This is a genomic window from Burkholderia sp. MR1-5-21 (assembly GCF_053427715.1).
Genome location: NZ_JBSAXD010000059.1, coordinates 1 through 22396, shown reverse-complemented (window position 1 = coordinate 22396; position 22396 = coordinate 1). Strand labels below are relative to the sequence as shown.

The 22396-nt window shown below is 63.8% G+C and carries 14 protein-coding genes; 11 read left to right on the top strand and 3 right to left on the bottom strand.

What is annotated here, in order from left to right:
* Window positions 1–85 precede the first annotated feature (85 nt).
* Window positions 86–556, bottom strand: coding sequence for a hypothetical protein (locus tag ACV229_RS39765; protein WP_448088521.1), 471 nt, complete (start codon window positions 554–556; stop codon window positions 86–88).
* 317 nt (window positions 557–873) lie between these two features.
* Here ACV229_RS39765 and ACV229_RS39760 point away from each other — a divergent pair, with 317 nt between their 5' ends.
* Complete coding sequence (locus ACV229_RS39760) at window positions 874–1887, top strand: IS110 family transposase (RefSeq protein ID WP_448088520.1); 1014 nt, start codon at window positions 874–876, stop codon at window positions 1885–1887.
* A 418-nt stretch (window positions 1888–2305) separates the two neighbouring features.
* On the opposite strand, the gene ACV229_RS39755 is transcribed toward ACV229_RS39760, so the two are convergent.
* Both ACV229_RS39755 and ACV229_RS39750 read right to left on the bottom strand, forming a co-directional pair.
* The gene (locus ACV229_RS39755) at window positions 2306–6814 is read right to left on the bottom strand and encodes an NACHT domain-containing protein (RefSeq protein ID WP_448088519.1); all 4509 of its coding nucleotides are present in this window, start codon (window positions 6812–6814) and stop codon (window positions 2306–2308) included.
* Window positions 6815–7727: 913 nt separating this feature from the next.
* Window positions 7728–8165 carry a universal stress protein gene (locus ACV229_RS39750; RefSeq protein WP_448088518.1) on the bottom strand — a complete coding sequence of 146 codons (438 nt, stop codon included), beginning with the start codon at window positions 8163–8165 and terminating at the stop codon, window positions 7728–7730.
* A 258-nt stretch (window positions 8166–8423) separates the two neighbouring features.
* On the opposite strand from ACV229_RS39750, the gene ACV229_RS39745 reads away from it, so the two are divergent.
* The 10 genes from ACV229_RS39745 to phaP all read left to right on the top strand — a co-directional run bounded on the left by ACV229_RS39745 (window position 8424) and on the right by phaP (window position 22051).
* Complete coding sequence (locus ACV229_RS39745) at window positions 8424–9488, top strand: patatin-like phospholipase family protein (protein WP_448088517.1); 1065 nt, start codon at window positions 8424–8426, stop codon at window positions 9486–9488.
* On the top strand, window positions 9485–10972 hold the full coding sequence (locus tag ACV229_RS39740) for a GntP family permease (RefSeq protein WP_448088516.1): 1488 nt from the start codon (window positions 9485–9487) through the stop codon (window positions 10970–10972). Before ACV229_RS39745 ends, ACV229_RS39740 begins: the two co-directional genes overlap by 4 nt.
* Before the next feature lie 267 nt (window positions 10973–11239).
* On the top strand, window positions 11240–15007 hold the full coding sequence (locus ACV229_RS39735; RefSeq protein ID WP_448088515.1) for a nitrate reductase subunit alpha: 3768 nt from the start codon (window positions 11240–11242) through the stop codon (window positions 15005–15007).
* On the top strand, window positions 15004–16530 hold the full coding sequence (gene narH / locus ACV229_RS39730) for a nitrate reductase subunit beta (protein ID WP_448088514.1): 1527 nt from the start codon (window positions 15004–15006) through the stop codon (window positions 16528–16530). The genes ACV229_RS39735 and narH overlap by 4 nt, the downstream gene beginning before the upstream one ends.
* Complete coding sequence (narJ, locus tag ACV229_RS39725) at window positions 16530–17225, top strand: nitrate reductase molybdenum cofactor assembly chaperone (RefSeq protein WP_448088513.1); 696 nt, start codon at window positions 16530–16532, stop codon at window positions 17223–17225. The genes narH and narJ overlap by 1 nt, the downstream gene beginning before the upstream one ends.
* A gap of 40 nt (window positions 17226–17265) precedes the next feature.
* Window positions 17266–17949, top strand: a complete 684-nt coding sequence (gene narI / locus ACV229_RS39720; protein WP_448088512.1) for a respiratory nitrate reductase subunit gamma — start codon at window positions 17266–17268, stop codon at window positions 17947–17949.
* Window positions 17950–17960: 11 nt separating this feature from the next.
* Window positions 17961–18746, top strand: a complete 786-nt coding sequence (locus ACV229_RS39715) for a peptidylprolyl isomerase (protein ID WP_448088511.1) — start codon at window positions 17961–17963, stop codon at window positions 18744–18746.
* Between the two features lie 15 nt (window positions 18747–18761).
* Window positions 18762–20021: an MFS transporter gene (locus ACV229_RS39710; protein WP_448088510.1), complete on the top strand. Its 1260-nt coding sequence runs from the start codon at window positions 18762–18764 to the stop codon at window positions 20019–20021.
* Window positions 20022–20189: 168 nt separating this feature from the next.
* Window positions 20190–20954, top strand: coding sequence for a ParA family protein (locus ACV229_RS39705; RefSeq protein WP_448088509.1), 765 nt, complete (start codon window positions 20190–20192; stop codon window positions 20952–20954).
* A gap of 515 nt (window positions 20955–21469) precedes the next feature.
* Window positions 21470–22051 carry a TIGR01841 family phasin gene (gene phaP, locus ACV229_RS39700; protein WP_448088508.1) on the top strand — a complete coding sequence of 194 codons (582 nt, stop codon included), beginning with the start codon at window positions 21470–21472 and terminating at the stop codon, window positions 22049–22051.
* The last annotated feature ends 345 nt before the right edge of the window (window positions 22052–22396 follow it).

Genomic DNA, 22396 nt, shown 5'->3' with positions numbered 1-22396 from the left:
GCACGCCGCCCGATGCGTCGAATGGTTTGTCGTCAGGTTGCACCGAGAATGACCCCTCCGCTTCCCGCGCGACAATTGCGAATTGCTAATGGACCCAGCAAAGCAGCACTTGGCTCGTCGGAAAGCATTCTTCGGCAGTACCCTGCATCGTCAGCGCGGGGAATTGCTCTTGCAGCGGCCGGGTCCACTGGCGAAGCTCGTATAAGACGACCCCATGTCGGGCTGCCTTGGACTGTGCGCTCGATGTAAACCCTGACGCCGATACGATAGCTCTGTGAGTCACCGACGGCATGTCCAGCAGCTTGATACATAGCTGCTCAACATCAGCAACATCAAGGAGGGTACTTTCGTGTTTCACCTCGTAAGCTTTGAACGCGTAGGTCACACACCCAGACTCTGTAATGGTAACCGTGACATCGACATCTCGTTCCTTGCCAGCTGCTGGATCGAGCACCATGTCGCCGATCGTAACGTCAACGGCATCCGGGTCCCATTTTAGGCAGCATAGGCCGACCAGGTACTGAACTAGCATTGGCGAAAGAGGAGACTTGGGCATGTTTGGAAGCTCCGGGGACTGGTGAACCAGCCGATTGTCGACACTGCTCGACCGCAACGTCCGAACGTCTATGTAGGGGCCAAGCCGAATGACGACTCATGACCTAACCCCGCTTGACACGTTTGACTCAGTTCGCTTTCACAGTAAAAGCTCGTGAACGTCTCCTTGCTGGTATTCGACTTCCTTCTGATCCGAACTAGTTAGATGGAATGGTCGCCTCCCGCCACAGCGGCCGTTCTAACGCCTGACCGCGTTTCGGGGCTCATGGTACGGATGTGCGACAGTGCCTTGTCCGTTCTTTCGTTAAGGAGAGGTTCATGGAGCCCACGACGATTGCCATCGACTTGGCCAAGCGCGTTTTCCAGATTCACTTTGTCGATCCGGACGGCACGATTCACAGCAAGGTGCTCAAGCGCGTCCAGATGCTGCCGTTCTTCGCCAACCGGCCTGCAGCCCGGATCGTCATGGAAGCCTGCGGCAGCGCGCATCACTGGGCCCGGCAACTGACGGCACTTGGGCACGAAGTCCGACTCATTGCTGCCCAGTTCGTGCGACCGTTCGTCAAGTCGAACAAGAATGATGCCGCGGACGCGGCGGCGATCTGGGAAGCGTCCCAACGCCCGGGCATGCGCTTTGTTGCCGTCAAATCGGCGGACCAACAGGCGATGCCGGCGCTGCACCGGATGCGCCAGCAACTGGTCCGGATCCGCGTCATGCAGGTCAACCAGTTGCGCGGATTGTTGTATGAATTCGGCGTCGTCTTGCCACAAGGGCGACGCCCATCGATCCAGGCCGCCCAAGCGGCGATCGCAACGCTGACCGATCAATTGCCGGCGATGCTGATCGATAGCCTCCGGGATCAACTGTCTCGGCTTCATCTGCTCGACGACCAGGTTCAACGCATCGAGCAGCGCATCATCGAATGGCGACGTGGCGACGAAGCCTGTCGGCGGATCTCGGAAATTCCTGGCGTGGGTCCGTTGACGGCAACTGCAGCCGTGTCGGTCATCGGCCAAGCGCAAACCTTCCGTTCCGGACGGGAGTTCGCGGCCTACCTTGGCCTCGTGCCAAGACAAAACGGTTCAGGCGGAAAAGTTCGGCTTGGCGGAATCAGCAAACGGGGTGACGTTTATCTACACACCCTGCTGATTCACGGCGCACGAGCCGTGATCTCGAGTTCGAAGCATCTGCCGGCACACATGCGGGAGCTGTTAGCACGACGGCCGACGAACGTCGTCGCCGTCGCGTTGGCGAACAAGATGGCCCGCACGATCTGGGCATTGCTGGCTTACGGTCGAACTTACCAACCCGCGGCGTCGCTAACGAGTTAAAGGCCCGATCAACGAGCATCAAACCTATCCACGGTTGCACTGGTGATGCTGAACGATGGCAAGACAGGTTGGACCGCGCAAGGGCAAGCCTGAGACATTTCTCGGATCTTGAGTCCGCTAGTTAGATTAGGACCCTTGCGGCGAAATCCATCGGGGCCAGGCACAGCTGTGCCATCAACAGGCCGAATGTATATATGCAATCCAGCACCTGCTCGCTGTAGACCAGATCATTTGGCAAACGGGACGAGGCCATGTATAAGTCCGCAACCACCCTCCTCGCCACGATCAAAATCGCCTTGCAAACGGGAGGCGACCATATAAGGTACGTCGCCCACCTCCGTGCACTTGGTGGCCGGGTCGATGCTCCACTGGGATAAGACTGACAGGGGCCACTATCTCGTTTGATCAATGAGGAAAGTCAAGGCTCTCGGGGCGGCCAAGACCGGCCGGATGCGATATCGGGGTGACGCGGTTCACCTGTCGGCCTACCATACTCCAGACGCCATTCCTCAATTTTGGCGAGAAGCATGAAGGCGGACTTCCGTCGTTTCTCGTCTTCATTGGACATTCTGAAAAGTTGGATGCGCAGTTCGTTGGACGCGTGCGCGTGTTGCGTGAAGACGTTGGAGTCTTGCTCGTAGGGGCGCTGCTCGACGAAAGCGGTCTTCAGTTGGCCCCAGATACCTTGCGGGACCGGCGAGGGCTTGGTGTCATCGATCAGGTTTAGATTCGCTGCGAGCGCTTCGGGCGTTCCGAGCGAGTGCATGACTTGCGAGATGAAGTGCCGATTGAGTTCCGGCAGGTCGCGTTCACACAGATTCCGTAACCGCGCGGCCATCTCAGGCTGCTTCCGGGCGAGTTCGGTGAGGCGCGCGACTAGCACGTCATCGCGGTAGGGACTGCGCGGCAAAGTAATGCCCTGAATCTCCGGATCGACTAAGCCGAGGAGCAATTCTCGTGCGCGCGGCGTATCTAGTGCGGCGAAAGCGTTAATGAAACTTCCCTCGCACTGTTCAAACGTCGGTGCGTCTGAGGCAAGCTCATACAGAAGGTCGACGGCGGCGTCTGTTCGGCTCTCGCCGAGAGCGGTAACGAGGTCTGCCAGTTCGGGTGCCCAGAGCCGCCCCTTGCCTAGCATTTCGCGAATTTTTGCGATTCCAGCCGCGGGATCGTCCGTGAAAGGGCAGAGCGCGAGAATGCGACGCAGCAGGTACCTGTCTGACTCGTGCATCCATTCTCCGGTCCGTTTAAGGAAGGAGTCGATCAGAGTGAACACGGTGATCGCAGGCAAGACGACACCCGCCATCAGTAAGCGCTCGGCGGCGTCGACACAGGCATATTGGTCCCAATGACCCGGCATGCCGATTACGTCGAGCACTGCTGTCGCGGAATGTCGGCCGTCAATGGCGGCAAGCGCTTTGGTAAGCTCGGTCAGGTCGGTGGAGTTTCTACTATCTAGGTTCTGCTCTTGCAGGCGCGTGATTTCAGCATTGAGTGCGGCAGCGAAACGTCTGCGTCGCTGGTCGTTGGCGAACGGCGGAACGCGACCGGCGCGTGCGTCCCAGATTGAGTCGTAGCGGAGAGCACGCTCGAAGGCGAACTCCGGCTTAGGCAAAATATCGCGCGCCATTGCGGTCGCGATAGCCCGGACGTATTCCGGCTCGTGAAGCAGATCAATGAGCGCCTGCTCTGCACCAGCGGGGTCGAGGTGCATGGCGGCGTTGACGTGCCAGTGGGCGTAGCACATGCTTCCGCCATTGCCGATCGGTCCGCGATCGCCGGCTGCGCGCGCGGCTCGGCCGCGGCGAACCCGCTCGATATCAGCGCGGATGAGAGTCATCAGCTCCGCCATGTCTTCGGGTTGCCCGACCTGTGCAATCGCCAAGGCCAAGTTGGCTTTTTCCTGGCCATTGAAATCATCCTGGTGGAGGACGAGATCAACGCTGCCTTTCAGGTATGCACGCAGCCGTGCCTTCAGGTCGTCGTCGGCGATATGAAGCGGTTCCGCGTCCGATCTGGCGATCTTGGTGAGAAGGTCCGCCGCGACCTTGATGTCCAATGGGACTCCGCTGGTGACGGATAGGAGGACACCGGCCGCGGCGACGTCGTCGGAAAAGTCGTGAAACACGGTCTCCAACTGCCGTATTACCTGCCACTCAAATTCATGTGGCTGCCCGGGTTCCATATCCACCTTGTGGCGTAGCTCGCGCAGCTTCGCAAATACGCGTGCCGCAAGCTCTGCGTTTGCACCGGCAGCGACCACAGCAGCCATGCCGTGAAAGCGCCCATTCTTTAAGTTTTCGGTTTCGAGGTGATTGAGGTATTTTTCAACGACGTCGTCAGGAATTGCGGTCGCGAACGGCAACCAATACTCGTGTCCGTAAAGGGTGACTTCGGCAATCTGGATTGCCACCCACTCGCTCGTCCAGGCGGGATCCGTTTTGCGCAGATGCTCGAGCGCCGGTTGGATGTAGTGTGAACCCAGGTTGCGCATGTCGCCGCCCGGTAGCGACGCCATCGTATCCTTAACGACGCCATCTAGACCAGTCTCCCCAAGTTCAATCAAATCGAGTGCGATTCGCAGGCGCGCAGGAAGGTCCATGGTGCTCTCCATGAATTTCCGCATCGCCGCGATGCTCTTGGGTCTGAGCACCGCAGGCATTCGGTCGAAATTCTCGCGTGCTACTTCTTCAAATGTCTGCGTATCCATCGACTCGAGGACGCGGATGAGCACCTCGTCAGATCCGGTCCACATAAGACCGGAAGCCGCCGCCTTCTTTACCGCAATGCTGTCGTCCTCCACAGCGAAGGCCGCGATATCGTCATCGGCACGATGATGAAGCAGTTCGGAGACGAAATCCACTCGCGCCTCCTCGGTCCAGCCGCGCACTTGCTCGCGCCAATTCGGTCCAAGTGACGAGACTTGGAAGTCCGGCCAGAGCCGGAAAGTGCGGAACCGCGTTTGCTGGTCTTGCGCTGACAGGAGCGGCACGATGATGTCGCTGAAATCGTTCGCTCCGGTCGCGAGCATCGCGGCGATAGCGCATTGACGAAAGTTGTCGTCGCCACCCGTGTAGATGGCACGGAGGCGCTCACCGACAGACACACGAACACCATCCCACACGGCAGCTCCGCAGAGCTGCGCTTGCTCGCCGGCAAAGACAAGGTCGATGTCGAGCGCCATCTCTACCAACTTACGACCGGCGAGAGTGTTTTGTCTGTCCGTTCCACCATCGCCAGTTTGCTCGGCAAACGTCTCGGCGATCATGCGCAGCGGCTCGGCCCATGCCGGATCGTTCACATAGTCAGCCGTGAATCGGGCGGTCGCGTCGTGGTCGTCATCCAGAAGTTCGAGAAGACGCGTGCGTACGTCGAACGCAGCGTAGTACTCCTGCAGTTGCTGATGTTCGAATTGAAACGCCGTTTGTGGGTAGTCCACGCGCTCAAGAACATGGTGCGCCGTAAGCGTCGCAAGGACCGCTGGCGCTCCTGCCGCGTCGATTTGCCCACTGTCAGCAAGCTGTCGTGCGACGGCAGAAATGATAGCGCGGGCAACAGCCTCGGGCAGCGCTACAGCACCTCGGCGGGTCATCTCAATTCCGAGGGCTTGTAGGTAATTTGATTGTCGACCGAAAATCGGTGCTGATTGCAGCGCGTTTCTGTGTTCGTCCCGTCGATCTTGCAGACGGAGAACTTGATCTAGGACTCCGATTTTCGTAGAGGGAATCTCGGCGCCCGCTTCAAACAGCGTGGTGACTTCGGAGAGGATGAATGGTGTGCGGGTCATTGCGTCGAGTGACCGGTCAGCGTCGATACGTGCGCGAAGCTCGGCACTTTTTCCGCCAAGGCGGGATGCGAGATAAGCGGTCCGCTGCACACGCCGCAGGCGCAGCAATCGCAGTCGTAACGCACCGGGCAGCGGTGGCGTAAGGTGGTGCGTGCGGGTAGCGACGATGATGCCCGCGCTCGGAAAATCGCGTTCGAGTTCTCGGAGTGCCTCGTCCGCGTGTACGGAATTCGATTCCGTAATTTCATTCCAGCCGTTCAGCAAGAATACGAACGGTTCCGTCTGCTGGACCCGAGCGAGGTCGGCGGCCGTGAGGCCTTCAGCTTGGAACGCAGGCATGCCAGCAATATATTCGAGAATTCCTCGGCGTGACGAAGTCCACGCTGGCAGTTCGACTATGAACGCCGTGCCAGCGGTGCCCGAGCGTTGCGCGAGCTGTATCAGCGTCGTGGTTTTTCCTCGGCCGGCAGGCCCTTCGAGAACTACGCGACCACTCCGTGACAGCGCCGCGTCGATCTGCTCGACCGATAGCACATCGGCAGACTCCGCGCCATTTAGGTCAAGCCGCACCGCCGCGAGGTCGATGAGCGGATGTCCTTTTGTTTTGCCGGCCCAAGCCTGCGTAACAGCGTTGGCTGCTCGCCTGGTTCTTTCAACGAGGTCTGCGAGCTGCGGTGCGACATCGGTATGTACGTGGAGGAAACTGGTACAAAGCGAGATGTTCTCCGGCATCATCATCAGGGTGATGATTTCCTCGCGCTCGATGATGTGAAGTTCGAGGCCGTGGTCGTCCTGGATTGCCTCTTCCCAGCGCTTTCGGACAGCGTTTCCGACTTTAGCGGACGTAACGAAGAGGAGCGCCTTTAGGTCAGGAAAGTTCTTCTTGGCGGTTTCGGCGTCGTCAGAAATCTTCTTCAGTGTTGGCGTGATCGAGGCCGCGAGTCCCTTGCTGATACTCCCCGGCGCCTGAGTTGCGGGCGCGTAGGCGTCGAGGCCGAGATCCTTTTTGCGCTCACGGGCGATGAGTTCGGGCCAGCGCTTCTTGCCGAGTACTACCGCCAGCCCTTGAAAACGCATTCCCTCCTCTTGGGAGGCGAGCTCATCGAGTGCCCTTTCGATGTCGGATCTCAGGAGAGCCATTGGCACCCCGTGCTGTGTGTCGGAGGAATGCGAGGGAATATGCCACGCCTGGCTGGATCGTTCCAGTGCCCAACATGGCTTTCAGAATGGTAACGGCGGCTAGCACCGCCGACGAACTACAGTGTTTTGCCCGCGGCAGCACCGTTTTGGAGGCCACGCACACCGAAAGGTCTACGACCTGCATGCCGTGCATCCCAACGCAGTAACCGAGGGAGCGCTGCGACGGATCGGCGCTCTATACACGATAGAGACGTCGTCGAGTTGCCCGCTGGCGCTTGTCATTCGGTCATTTCCCGGCTATGCTGCTCCTAGCCATTCAATTGGCATAGTCCTCATCTTCCAGCAACTATTCTTCCCAGCTCGGCCGAGCGGATTCTTTCCGCATCGCGTAACGAAGCATCGTTGTATTCAATGGGGTGCGAGTTTTCCGGCCCACGGCCGATACAAACCCGTCATGTCTGTTCCAACATCAGCTTTCGAGCTACGTGGGCCTGATCGCAACGCTTGGCTTCTGCGCTTTCCATTTGAACGGACAATTGTTGGATAGGCGGGTATTCCTCATGTCGACGCGTCCGTCCGGTGAATAACTCTTGGTCTGGCCATTCCTCACGCCCCGTACGGCAGGAAGAGATACGGGTCTTTAGAGGTGACGGACGAACAGGCTAGAACACCCACTGAGCGGGCGTTCAAAGGATTCGAGAGGAGACAACTTGACACGATGGCTCTTGACAGAATTTTGGGTTGCTCACGCGAAAACGTCGATAAATCAATTGCTTAAGCTGTAAATTGCCTGCTTGTGGTTCCGCTAACCGTTCTGAGGCCTCGTCACCGAGCGCTGCAAAGCAAAACCCCGCCTTCCGGCGGGGTTTTGCTTTTCCAGTCCGGGATTCACGCCTTCGGCGCGCTTGCCGTCTCAAGCCCCCGGCTTGGCCGCCGGCATATTGACGACGATGACAGGCACCGTCGCCTTCTGGACGATGCTCGACGCAACGGAGCCCATGATCGCCGTCATCACGGCACCGCGCCCCTTTGCGCCCAGTGCGATCGCATCCGCGTTCACGTCCGCCGCAACCCGTAACACCTCGCTTGCCGCGTCGCCATGCAGCCAATGCAGATGGATTTCGGACGCGGCCGGCTCGAGCACGGCCCTGGCCGCATCGAACGCGCGATCGGCTTCCAGACGGTTTTCCTCCTGGAAATCGGCCGTATGCAGGCCTGTTCGGCCCACCACGGGCGACACATGGACGAGATGCAGGACCAGCGGGGGCTGCAGGAACGCGCGTTCGGCGAGTTGCCTGGCCGCCGACGTGCTCTGTGGCGAGCCGTCCACTGCAAGGACGATGACGGTCACGGTGTCGCTCCTCCTGAAGGGAAAGGGAACATGCACAAGACTCGCTTTGGAGTTTAGATCAGGTCGCCGGGTTCCGATGCCCGGCGCGAGCGTGGAAAAGGCGCACCGGGCAGCAACCACGCGAAGATGACAAGCGCCTGCAATCCCCCCGTCACGCATCGGCCATCCGCGTGTTTGCAATGGCGCCGACCGAACATTTTTGCAATCCGACGATCCGCCGTATAACCTTGCTCGTGTCCCGACGATCCGGAACACGCGATGACCGATCCGTCCGTTGTTCGTCACGCATCAGGCCACGACAGCGACCATCCGTTGCCCGTCGATCTCGCGCTGCAGGGTGGCGGCTCGCATGGCGCGTTCACATGGGGCGTGCTCGACCGGCTGCTCGACGAAACGCGCTTGCAGATCGAAGGCGTATCGGGCACGTCGGCGGGGGCGATGAACGCGGCCGTGCTGGTCAGCGGCTTCGAGCACGACGGCCCGGCGGGCGCGCGCATCGCGCTCGAGCAGTTCTGGCGGCGCGTGTCGGATGCCGCCATTTTCAGTCCGTTCCGGCGCAGCCCGCTCGACCAGCTTTCCGGGCGATGGACGCTCGATCATTCGCCGCTCTTTCTTGCGATGGACATGATCGCGCGGCTCGTTTCACCATACGACCTCAACCCGACCTCATTCAATCCGCTGCGCGCCATTCTGGCCGAAAGCATCGACTTCGACGCCGTGCGTGCGTCGCGCATCCGGCTGTTCGTCACGGCGACGCATGTCCGCACCGGCCAGGGCCGCGTGTTTCGCAACGCCGATCTCACGCCCGACGTGCTGCTTGCATCGGCCTGCCTGCCGACGCTGTTCAAGGCGGTCGAGATCGACGGCGAAGCATACTGGGACGGCGGTTACGCCGGCAATCCGACGATCACGCCACTGATCCGCGAAACGCGCTCGGCCGATACGCTGCTCGTGCAGGTCAACCCCGTCGAACGGACGGACACGCCGCGCACGGCGCGCGAGATCATCAGCCGGCTCAACGAAGTGGCGTTCAACGCGCCGTTGCTGAAGGAGTTGCGCATGATCGCGCTGCTGCACAAGGTTGCCGACGCCGGCAGCGACGAAGGGCGGCGCTGGGCCACGATGCGCATGCACCGGATCGCGAGTCCGATGATGACGTCGCTCGGCTATTCGTCGAAGCTCAACGCCGAATGGCGCTTTCTGACGATGCTGCGCGACGAAGGGCGCAATACCGCGCACGCGTTTCTCGACGAACACGGCAGTGCGCTCGGCGAGCGTTCGTCGCTCGATCTCGATGCGCTGCTCGACGGAATGCTGCGATGAGCGGCGCCGCACTGTCGTCCGCGTCGCTGGCCCTCGGGCTCGCGGGCATGCTCGCGAGCCTCGCGCTGCTGATCTGGCTCGCCTATCGCGGCTGGAGCGTGCTGCTGCTCGCGCCCGTTGCGGCGATGCTGGCAGCCCTCGTGTCAGGCGAGCCCGTGCTCGCGCACTGGACGCAGACGTTCATGTCGAGCGCCGCGCGCTTTCTCGCCCAGTTCTTTCCGCTGTTCCTGCTCGGCGCGCTGTTCGGCAAGCTGATGGAAGACAGCGGCTCCGTCGACGCGATCGCGCAGTTCATGACCGAAAAGCTCGGACCGAAGCGCGCAATCCTCGCCGTCGTGATCGGCGGCGCGGTCGTCACGTACGGCGGCGTGAGTCTGTTCGTCGCGTTCTTCGTGCTCGCGCCGATGGCGCAGGCGCTGTTCCGCGCGGCGAACATTCCGCGCCGCCTGATGCCCGCCGCGATCACGCTCGGCACGTCGACGTTCACGATGTCGGCGCTGCCGGGCACGCCCGCGATCCAGAACGCGATACCGATGCCGTTCTTCGGCACGACGCCGTTCGCAGCACCGGGGCTCGGCATCATCGCGAGCGCCGTGATGGTCACGTTCGGTCTGTGGTGGCTCGCGCGTCAGGAGGCCGCGGCGCGCCACGCGGGCGAGGGCTTCGGCGGGACCGCCGACCTGCCGCCAAGCGCCGGCGATGCCGAGCTGGTGCGCGAACGCGCGACCGTCTCGCAATCGTTCGATCCCGCCGAGATCGAGCGCGGCGAAGTCAGCGAACGCCTGCCGCCGATCGGCATCGCGATCGCGCCGCTCGTCGTCGTCGTGTGCGCGAATTTCGCAATGAACATGATCGTGCTGCCGCGTCTCGATGCATCGTATCTTGCCGACGCGCGCTGGGGCGGCACGACGCTGTCCGCGGTAAGCGGCGTATGGGGCGTATCGGTCGCGCTCGCGCTTGCCGTCGTGCTGCTCGTCACGATGAATCGCGCGCGTCTCGGCAAGCTGCGCGAGAGCGTCGATGCGGGGGCGAACGCGTCGGTGCTGCCGGTGCTGAGCGTCGGCAGCCTCGTCGGCTACGGCGCGGTGATCGCCGCGCTGCCGGCATTCGACGTGGTGCGCGCGTGGGTGCTCGGCATCGGCGGCGGCCCGCTCGTGTCGCTCGCGGTCGCGACGAATCTGCTCGCGGCGCTGACGGGTTCGGCGTCAGGCGGGTTGACCATCGCGCTCGATGCGCTCGGCGGTACGTATCTGCAACTGGCCGCGCAGCATCATATCGATCCCGCGTTGCTGCATCGCGTGGCCGTGATGTCGTCGGGCACGCTCGACAGCCTGCCGCATAACGGCGCCGTCGTGACGCTGCTGTCGGTGTGCGGCACGACGCACAAGCAAAGCTATCGCGACATGGTCATGGTCGGCGTGATCGGCGCGCTGGCGGCGCTGGTCGTGGTGATCGTGCTGGGGACGGTGGCGGGGAGTTTCTAGCGGCGGACGCTGGCCAAGCGCGTCCCGCATCGCGCGGCATCGGCCGCCGAAATCGGTTTCATCACTGCGGATCCATGCCGGCCGCCGGCCGCCTTTTCTGATATCGATCAAGACACCCGATCCGGAAGCCCGAAATAATTATCACATCGTGATCTATCTGGCCGGATCGTCGTTCGTTCCTGCAAGGAACGAATTCGTCTTTACAACGGTGATTCGACCTCCTTAAATAACCAGGGTCTGCCGACAGACCGGAAACGAGGTCCCCCCATGAGCCATTTCCTGGACCGGTTGCGCTATTTCACGACCGCAAGACCCCAGTTCTCCGACGGACACGGCGCCGTCACCGACGAGGACCGGAAATGGGAAGACGGCTATCGGAAACGATGGCAGCACGACAAGATCGTCCGGTCGACCCATGGCGTGAACTGCACGGGCTCATGCTCGTGGAAGGTCTACGTGAAGGGCGGCATCGTCACGTGGGAAACCCAGCAGACCGACTATCCGCGCACGCGCGCCGACATGCCGAACCACGAGCCTCGCGGCTGCTCGCGCGGCGCATCGTATTCGTGGTACCTGTACAGCGCGAACCGGCTCAAGTATCCGCTCGTGCGCAGCGCGCTCGTGAAGCTTTGGCGAGAGCGCCGCAAGACACTCGCGCCGGTCGACGCGTGGCGCGCGATCGTCGAGGACGATGAAGCACGGCGCGCGTACCAGAGCCGGCGCGGCCTCGGCGGATTCGTGCGCGCGAACTGGGACGAGGTCAACGAGATCGTCGCCGCGGCCAACGTCTACACGGTGAAGCAGCACGGCCCCGATCGCGTGGTCGGCTTCTCGCCGATCCCGGCGATGTCGATGGTGTCGTACGCGGCGGGCTCGCGCTACCTGTCGCTGATCGGCGGCGTGTGCCTGAGCTTCTACGACTGGTATTGCGACCTGCCGCCCGCGTCGCCGCAGACCTGGGGCGAGCAGACCGACGTGCCCGAATCGGCCGACTGGTACAACTCGACGTTCATCATGATGTGGGGCTCCAACGTCCCGCAGACGCGCACGCCGGACGCGCACTTCCTCGTCGAGGCGCGCTATCGCGGCACGAAGGTCGTGTCGGTGTTTCCCGATTACTCGGAAGGCGCGAAATTCGGCGACCTGTGGCTGCATCCGAAGCAGGGCACCGATGCGGCGCTCGCACTCGCGATGGGGCACGTGATCCTTAAGGAATTCCATCTAGCGGGGCAGAGCGACCACTTCGTCGACTACTGCAAGCGCTACACGGACATGCCATGCCTCGTGCGGCTCGTGCCGCATGGCGACGGCTATGTGCCGGAGCGGCTCGTGCGCGCGTCGGACTTCGACGATGCGCTCGGCGAAGCCGCGCATCCGGAATGGAAGAGCGTGATGATCGACGACGCGTCCGGCGAATTCGTCGTGCCGGTCGGCTCGGTCGGCTTCCGCTGGGGGCAGCAGGACGGTGCTGACAAGGGCAAGTGGAACCTGCGCGCGGAAACGTCGAACGGCGCGGCGCTCGCGCCGCGGCTGACGTGCACGGCCGCGCATGATGACGTGGTCGACGTGCTGTTCCCGTATTTCGGCAACCAGCCGCACGCGCACTTCAATCACACGTCGCACCAGTCGGCGCTGTCGCGCCGCATCGGCGTGCGCCGTGTCGCAACGCGCGACGGCGAGATGCTGGTCGCAACCGTCTACGACCTGTTCGTCGCGAACTACGGGCTCGACCAGGGGCTCGGCGGGCGCGATGTCGCGACGAGCTACGACGACGACCTGCCGTACACGCCCGCGTGGCAGGAAGCGATCACCGGCGTGAAGCGCGCAGACGTAATCTCGGTCGCGCGGCAGTTCGCGGAAAACGCGCACAAGACGCAAGGCAAGTCGATGGTGATCATCGGCGCGGGGATCAACCACTGGTTCCACATGGACATGTCGTACCGCGCGATCATCAACATGCTGATCATGTGCGGCTGCGTCGGCAAGCCGGGCGGCGGCTGGTCGCACTATGTCGGGCAGGAGAAGCTGCGGCCGCAGACGGGCTGGACCGCACTCGCGTTCGCCCTCGACTGGAATCGTCCGCCGCGGCACATGAACGCGACGTCGTTCTTCTACGCGCATACCGACCAGTGGCGCTACGACACGATGGACCCGACCGCGCTGCTGTCGCCGCTCGCCGACAAGACGCAATTCCACGGTTCGCCGATCGACTACAACGTGCGCGCGGAACGGATGGGCTGGCTGCCGTCCGCGCCGCAGCTCGGCCGGAACCCGCTGCAGGTCGGCGCGCAGCTCGCCGATCCCGCGCACGCGGGCGCCGAGCTCGCGCAGCAACTGAAGTCGGGTACGCTGAAGATGGCGTGCGAGGACCCCGACGCGCCGGAGAGCTTCCCGCGCAACCTGTTCGTGTGGCGCTCGAACCTGCTCGGCTCGTCCGGCAAGGGCCACGAATATTTCCTGAAGCACCTGCTCGGCACGACGCACGGCGTGCAGGGCGAGGATCTCGGCGCGACGGGCGGCCCGCGTCCCGAAGAGGTGACGTGGCGCGACGACGCGCCGCGCGGCAAGCTCGACCTGCTCGTCACGCTCGACTTCCGGATGTCGACGACCTGCATGTACTCGGACGTCGTGCTGCCGACCGCGACGTGGTACGAGAAGGACGACATGAACACGTCCGACATGCATCCGTTCATCCATCCGCTGTCGGCGGCGGTCGATCCGGCGTGGCAATCGAAGAGCGACTGGGAGATCTTCAAGGGGATCGCGAAGCGCTTCTCCGAACTGTGCGACGGGCACCTCGGCGTCGAGCGCGACGTCGTGCTCGCGCCGATCGCGCACGACACGCCGGCCGAACTCGCGCAGCCGTTCGACGTGCGCGACTGGAAGCGCGGCGAATGCGATGCGCTTCCCGGCCGCACGATGCCGGCGGTGACGGTCGTCGAGCGCGACTATCCGAACACGTATCGCCGCTTCACGTCGCTCGGGCCGCTGATGGACAAGCTCGGCAACAGCGGCAAGGGGATCGGCTGGGACACGAAGGACGAAGTGACGCTGCTCGGCGAGCTCAACTATCGCGTGAGCGAAGCGGGCGCGACGCAGGGCCGGCCGCGGATCGACACCGCGCTCGATGCGGCCGAGGTGATCCTGTCGCTCGCGCCGGAAACCAACGGCGAGGTCGCGGTGAAGGCGTGGCGCGCGCTGTCCGGGATCACGGGCATCGACCACACGCACCTCGCCGCCGCGCGCGCGGACGAGAAGATCCGCTTCCGCGACATCCAGGCGCAGCCGCGCAAGATCATCTCGTCGCCGACGTGGAGCGGGATCGAATCGGAGCACGTGTCGTACAACGCGGGCTACGTGAACGTGCACGAACTCGTGCCGTGGCGCACGCTGACGGGCCGTCAGCAGCTGTACCAGGACCATGCTTGGATGCGCGCGTTCGGCGAATCGCTGTGCGTGTACAAGCCGCCGATCGATACCGGCAGCTACGCGCACATGGTCGGCAAGCGCTCGAACGGCAATCCGGAGCGCGTGCTCAACTTCATCACGCCGCACCAGAAGTGGGGCATCCACAGCACGTACACGGACAACCTGCTGATGCTGACGCTGTCGCGCGGCGGCCCGATCGTGTGGATGTCGGAGGACGACGCGAAGGCGATCGGCGCCGCCGACAACGACTGGATCGAATGCTTCAACTCGAACGGCGCGCTGTGCGCGCGGGCAGTCGTGAGCCAGCGGATCCCGGCCGGGATGGTGATGATGTACCACGCGCAGGAGAAGATCGTGAACACGCCGGGCTCGGAAATCACCGGCACGCGCGGCGGCATCCACAACTCGGTGACGCGCATCGCGCTGAAGCCGACGCACATGATCGGCGGCTACGCGCAGCTGTCGTACGGCTTCAACTACTACGGGACGGTCGGCTCGAATCGCGACGAGTTCCTGGTCGTGCGCAGGATGAACAAGATCGACTGGCTCGACGGCGAAGAGGCCGGAGCCGCCACTCACGCTGTTCGCGCAGGAGAAACGTCATGAAGGTACGCGCACAGATCGCGATGGTGCTGAACCTCGACAAGTGCATCGGCTGCCATACCTGCTCGGTGACCTGCAAGAACGTGTGGACGAGCCGCGACGGGATGGAATACGCGTGGTTCAACAACGTCGAGACGAAGCCGGGCATCGGCTATCCGAAGGACTGGGAGAACCAGGACCGCTGGCGCGGCGGCTGGAAGCGGCGTGCGGACGGCAAGATCGAGCCGCGGCTCGGCAGCAAGTGGCGACTGCTCGCGCAGATCTTCGCGAACCCGCATCTGCCCGAGATCGACGACTACTACGAGCCGTTCACGTTCGACTATGCGCATCTGCAGGAAGCCGGCGACGCGCGAGCGATGCCGGTCGCGCGGCCGCGCTCGCTGGTGAGCGGCCAGCGGCTCGAGAAGATCGAATGGGGCCCGAACTGGGAAGAGATCCTCGGCGGCGAGTTCGAGAAGCGCGCGAAGGATCGCAACTTCGAGAACGTGCAGAAGGAGATCTACGGGCAGTTCGAGAACACCTTCATGATGTACCTGCCGCGCCTGTGCGAGCACTGCCTGAATCCGGCATGCGTCGCGTCGTGTCCGTCGGGCTCGATCTACAAGCGCGAGGAGGACGGCATCGTGCTGATCGACCAGGACAAGTGCCGCGGCTGGCGCATGTGCGTGTCGGGGTGTCCGTACAAGAAGATCTACTACAACTGGCAGAGCGGCAAGGCCGAGAAGTGCATCTTCTGCTATCCGCGCATCGAGGCTGGCCAGCCGACCGTGTGTTCGGAAACCTGTGTCGGCCGCATCCGCTACCTCGGCGTGCTGCTGTACGACGCGGACCGGATCGGCGAGGCCGCCAGCGTCGAGAACGAAGCCGACCTGTATGACGCGCAACTGTCGCTGTTCCTCGATCCGCACGACCCCGCGGTGATCGCGCAGGCCGAACGCGACGGCGTGCCGGCCGCATGGCTCGATGCCGCGCAGCGTTCGCCGACGTACAAGATGGCGATCGACTGGAAGATCGCGTTCCCGCTGCATCCGGAATACCGGACGCTGCCGATGGTCTGGTACGTGCCGCCGCTGTCGCCGATCAACGCGGCCGCGAACAGCGGTGCGCTCGGGATGAACGGCTTCCTGCCGGACGTCGAGTCGCTGCGGATTCCGCTGCGCTATCTCGCGAACCTGCTGACGGCCGGCGACGAGGCGCCCGTGAAGCTCGCACTCGAACGGCTGCTCGCGATGCGCGGGTTCATGCGCGCGCGCCACGTCGACGGCATCGATGCGCTGGGGGTGCTGCGTCAGGTCGGCCTGTCGCTCGGCCAGGTCGAGGAGATGTACCGGTATCTCGCGATCGCGAACTACGAGGATCGCTTCGTGATCCCGACGACACACCGCGAATACGCGGAGGACGCATACGACCTGCGCGCGTCGTGCGGCTTCTCGTTCGGCAACGGCTGCTCGGACGGCCGTTCCGAGGCGAGCCTGTTCAGCCCGAGGAAGGGCGCGAAGACGATTCCGATCCGGGAGGCATCCTGATGAACGCGGCACCCGATCCGACCTATGCGGCATTCGCCGCGCTGCTCGAATACCCCGACGACACGCTGCTCGACGCGCTCGATTCGATCGATGCGCACGTGCGCGACCACGTTCGCCTGCCGAAGCCGGTGCGTGTGGGGATCGAGCGGTTCTTCGCGTACCTGCGCGAGCGTGACCTGCTGACGCTGCAGGAAAACTACGTCGCGCTGTTCGATCGCGGCCGCGCGACGTCGCTGCATCTGTTCGAGCACGTGCACGGCGAATCGCGCGACCGCGGCCAGGCGATGGTCGACCTGCTGCAGATGTACGAGCGGCACGGCCTGTACCTGAAGCCCGGCGAGCTGCCCGATCACCTGCCGGTGTTTCTCGAGTACCTGTCGCGGCTGCCCGCGTCCGACGCGCGCAACCTGCTCGGCGAGACGGGCGAGATCCTGCGCGCGCTCGCCGCGCAGCTCGCGAAGCGCGGCAGCCACTACGGCTTCGCCGTCGGTGCGCTGTTGCCGCTCGCCGGCGTTGCGCCGATCGATGCGCCGTCGGAGCCGGACGACGACGCGGCGGCCGAGCGGCTGAGCGCCGCCGACTACCGCGCGCTCGATGCCGCGTACGCGGACGAGGCGGTGCGCTTCGTCGGCGCGGCGACGCCCGCCGAAGAACCCGTGCGCTTCTACGACCAACGGCCGGCCCGCCGCGCGTGACGCGCATGCGACCCTACAGCGGAAACACAGGGGGAAATCCATGAACGATTACCTGCATCAATTCCTGTTCGGAATCTATCCGTACATCTGTCTCGCGGTGCTGCTGGTCGGCAGCCTGATCCGCTTCGACCGCGAGCAATACACGTGGAAGAGCGATTCGTCGCAGCTGCTGCGGCACGGCGCGCTCAGGCTCGGCAGCAACCTGTTCCACTGGGGCGTGCTCGTCGTCGTGCTCGGGCACTTCGCGGGCTTTCTCGCGCCGCACTGGCTCGTGTCGCCGTTCCTGTCGGCGTCGGGCCACCAGCTCGTCGCGATGGTCGCGGGCGGTGCGGCCGGCGTCGCGTCGATCATCGGCCTGACGATCCTGATCGCGCGGCGGCTCGGCGACGCGCGCATCCGCCGCAACAGCCGCAAGTCGGACATCCTGATCGTGCTGATGCTGTGGGTGCAGCTCGCGCTCGGGCTCGGCACCGTCGTGCTGTCGACGCGCCACATGGACGGCGCGATGTTCGAGCAGCTCACCGACTACGTGAAGGGCGTCGTCACGTTCCGGCCCGACATCGCGAGCCTGCTCGTCGGCGTGCCGCTGACCTACCGGCTGCACATCCTGCTCGGCTTCACGATCTTCCTCGTGTCGCCGTTCACGCGGATGGTGCATATCTGGAGCGGGATCGCGTCGGTCGCGTACCTGATCCGGCCGTATCAGCTCGTGCGCAAGCGCTGACAGGAGGCAGCATGAACGCGATACCGGAAACCCTGTCCGCACCGCTCAGCGTCAACGGCGTCACGATCGGCGACGACGCGATCGCGGCCGAGCGCGCGCATCACGACGACGCGGCCGATCCGCACGACGCCGCGCGGCGCGCGCTCGTCGTGCGCGAGCTGCTGCGCCAGCGTGCGGTCGCGCTCGCGCTGATTGCCGACGGCGCGCCGCTCGACGATGCGGCGCTCGACGCGCTGCTCGAGCGCGAACTCACGCACGTGCCGGAACCGGATCGATCGGATTGCGAACGTTATTACGCGCAGCATCCGGCGCGGTTCCGCCGCAACGACATCGTGTACGCGAGCCACATCCTGTTCGCGGTGACCGATCGGGTGCCGCTCGCACCATTGCGCAGCCGCGCGGAAGCGGCGCTGGCCGGCGTGCTCGCCGCGCCCGACACGTTCGAAGCGGTCGCGCGCGCGTCGTCGAACTGTCCGTCGGCGGCGGTCGGCGGCAGCCTCGGGCAACTGCTGCGCGGCGACACTGTGCCGGAATTCGAATCGGCGCTGTTCGACTCGGACGCGCTCGGCGTGCTGCCGCGTCTCGTCAACACGCGCTACGGCTTTCACATCGCGCGCATCGAGCGCCGCGTGGCCGGCGAGCCCGTGCCGTTCGACGAGGTTCAAGCGCGCATTGCCGCGTTCCTCGCGGAACGGGTGCGACGCAACGCGATGCGGCAGTACGTGGCGATCCTCGCGGGCGGCGCGCGCGTCGACGGCATTGCGCTCGACGGCGCGAACGGGCCGCTGGTTCAATGAAACGGAGTGTGATGCATGGCAACTAGTGATACCGGTACGCTCGCGAATGCGCAGTCCGTGCCGCTGCGCGCATGGTCGGTGCTCGCCGCGAGCACGCTCGCGTTCATGGTGTGCTTCGTCGTCTGGATGATGTTCGGCGTGCTCGGCGTGCAGCTGCGCACCGATCTCGGCCTGAACGGCACGGAGTTCGGGCTGCTCACGTCGACGCCGGTGCTGACCGGCGCGCTGATGCGCTTGCCGCTCGGCACGTGGACCGACCGCTTCGGCGGACGCATCGTGATGACGGTGCTGCTCGTCGTCTGCGCGGTGCCCGTGTACATCGTCAGCTACGCGACGCAGTTCTGGCAGTTCCTCGTGATCGGCCTGTTCCTCGGCTGCGTCGGCGCGTCGTTCGCGGTCGGCACGCCGTACGTCGCGCGCTTTTTCCCGCCACAGCGGCGCGGCTTCGCGATGGGCGTGTTCGGTGCGGGCACGGCCGGCGCGGCGGTCAACCTGTTCGTCACGCCGCTGCTGCTGTCCGCATACGGCTGGCGTTTCGTGCCGCGCGTGTATGCAGTCGCGCTGCTTGTCACCGCGGTGATCTTCTGGTTCGCGTCGGCGCCCGATCCGGGGGCCGGCAAGCGGGGCGGCTCGTGGCTCGATGCGTTCAAGGTGCTGCGCGATCCGCGCGTGTGGCGGCTGTGCCAGTACTACTCGATCACGTTCGGCGGCTTCACCGCGCTGTCGCTGTGGATTCCGCAGTACCTGAAAGCCGAATACGGGATGTCGCTCGTCGCGGCGTCGGCGTTTGCCGCCGGATTCTCGCTGCCGGGCTCGGTGCTGCGCGCGCTCGGCGGCGCGCTTGCCGACCGCTTCGGCGCGCACGCGGTCACGTGGTGGGGCCTGTGGGTCGCGTGGATCTGCCTGTTCCTGCTGTCGTATCCGGCCACCGACTTCGTGATCCACACGATCGACGGCACCGCGTCGTTGCGCATGTCGATGCCGATTGCGGGCTTCGTCGCGCTGACCTTCGTGCTCGGCGCGGTGTTCGCGCTCGGGATGGCGTCGACCTTCAAGTACGTCGCCGACGATTTCCCGGACAACATGGGTGTCGTGACCGGCATCGTCGGGCTGGCGGGCGGCCTCGGCGGGTTCCTGCTGCCGATCCTGTTCGGCATGCTGCTCGACCTGCTGCGCGTGCGGACCACCTGCTTCATGTTCCTGTACGGGATCGTGTGGGTGTCGCTGATCCTGATCTATTTGTCGGAGGTGCGGCGCAAGCCGATCGTCGCGTGATCGCGGGGACGGTGACGGGCGACCGTTGCGCATTGCGGGGTCGCATCCGTCGCCCGGCGTCGGACGGCGGCCCGCGACGCGCTTCGTTGTTGTTGCGCAAAGTCACGCAACTGTCTTATTGGTTCGGCTATGCTGGTCGTTTTCCGGCGCTTCGGGCAAGAGGGAACCATGCGGCGTGTCGTGTTCAACCAGAAGGGCGGTGTAGGCAAATCGACGATCGTCTGCAATCTCGCGGCGATCAGCGCGAGCGAAGGGTTGCGCACGCTCGTGATCGACCTCGACGCCCAGACGAACTCGACCCAGTACCTGCTCGGCGAGCGCGCCGCGCAGGCCGCGCCGACCGTCGCCGACTTCTTCGAAACCGCGCTGACGTTCAACTTCCGTCCGGTCGACATCACGTCGTACATCCATCCGACCCCGTTCGAGAACCTCGACGTGATGCCCGCGCATCCCGAGCTCGATACGCTGCACGGCAAGCTCGAATCGCGCTACAAGATCTACAAGCTGCGCGACGCGCTGAACGAGCTCGACACGTACGACGCCGTCTACATCGACACGCCGCCCGCGCTGAACTTCTATACGCGTTCCGCGCTGATCGCGGTCGAGCGCTGCCTGATCCCGTTCGACTGCGATGACTTCTCGCGCCGTGCGCTGTACACGCTGCTCGAGAACGTGAAGGAGATCCAGCAGGATCACAACGCGGCGCTCGAGGTCGAAGGGATCGTGATCAACCAGTTCCAGCCGCGTGCGAGCCTGCCGCAGCGGCTCGTCGACGAACTCGTCGGCGAAGGGCTGCCGGTGCTCGCGTCGCGACTGTCGTCGTCCGTGAAGATCCGCGAGTCGCACCAGCTGGCGACCCCTGTCATCCATCTCGAGCCGGGCCACAAGCTCGCGCAGGAATTCCGCGCACTGCACCAGGAACTGGCCGGCTGACGCCAGACGCCTGGTCTTGCGGGTCGCGCGGCATCCGGGCCGCGCGACGCCTCTCTCCCATACGTCGTTCTTTTCGGGTCGATACAGTCGGCCTTATTCAATTTACAGATAGGCAATTCTGAAATCGATTTCGGCATAAATCTGAAAACGATTTCGAATGATTTGTTCGCCTATGAATGTTCGCTATTTTCCAATAATCACAATAAAGGCGGTGTAAATATTGCGTTCCGAAACGGTGATTTTTCAGGGATGCGCGTAAAAATTTCGCAAAAACAACAGGTTGTAATATGTCCCTGAAAGAATGTGACCGCTGCTGGTGTAGAATTGAGGGCGCGAGCTGGGTTAGGGTTTATACTGATCATTAATGCCATTTAATTGACAATTTATCGATCTAGAATGGGCGCTCTAAACTTCTCGCACTCAATGAACTATGTGCGATAAATGAGAGGCCGAACGATTGGTTCGACTTCCGTTTTTTTACATGATCTCTCGCATTGCTAACAGGAGCGTGCCCGATGTCCGTTTTCGCCCCCGAGAAATTCATTGCTGATTACCAGTCCGGCGTGACCGCGTTGTTCGCAGCGGCCCAACCGGCGTTCCGCGGCTTCGAGGCCGTGGTCGAGCTCAACGTGCAGGCGACGAAGGCGGCGCTTGCCGAATACGAAGACCACCTGAAGGATGCGTTCAACGGCAGCAACCCGGCGGAATTCTTCACGCGCCAGCTCGGCGCGACGCAGCAGGCGGCCGGCAAGGCGGCGTCGTACAGCCGTCACCTGTTCGACATCGCGACGGCGACGCAAGCCGAGTTCGCGAAGGCCGCGCAGGCGCAGTACGAGCAGGCCGACAAGCGCGTGAAGGACGCGCTCGGCGAATTCTCGAAGCACGCGCCGGCCGGCACGGCCCCCGTCGTCGCCGCGCTGAACTCGGCGTTGTCGGCGGCGAGCGCGGCGGCCGAAACGGTGCGTGCGGCTACGGGCCAGGTGATCGAGGCCGCGCAAAGCGGCTTCGACGCAGTCGGCGCGGCGGCAGGCACCGCCAAGTCGGCAAACGGTACGCGCAAGGACAAGGAAGCGGCCGCGCGCGAATCGGCGGCGTAATCGTGTGTAGCGGCGTATCGCGCTTGCGCGCGATACGCCGAACGGCATTCCAGCCCGCCGGAAGCCGCGTGTGCCACGCGGCGAGCGGCGGACATTTTCTTCGGCTGCCGCGCGTCGCGGCGGCTGCAAGGGCACGCGGTTCGCGGCGGCGGCATGCGGCAGGCACGGGCATGACGCAACGTGCGAGCGGGCCTGCGGCGATGCCCGGCGACCGTCGTGCCGGCGGCGCATGCCGGTCCGGCGAAAGCACGCCGGCGCTCCACGCGCAGCAACCTGCGCCGGGCCTGCGCGAACCGGCGGCGGCAAGGCAAAGTGACTCGGATTCAGGAACTGAACATGACGGAT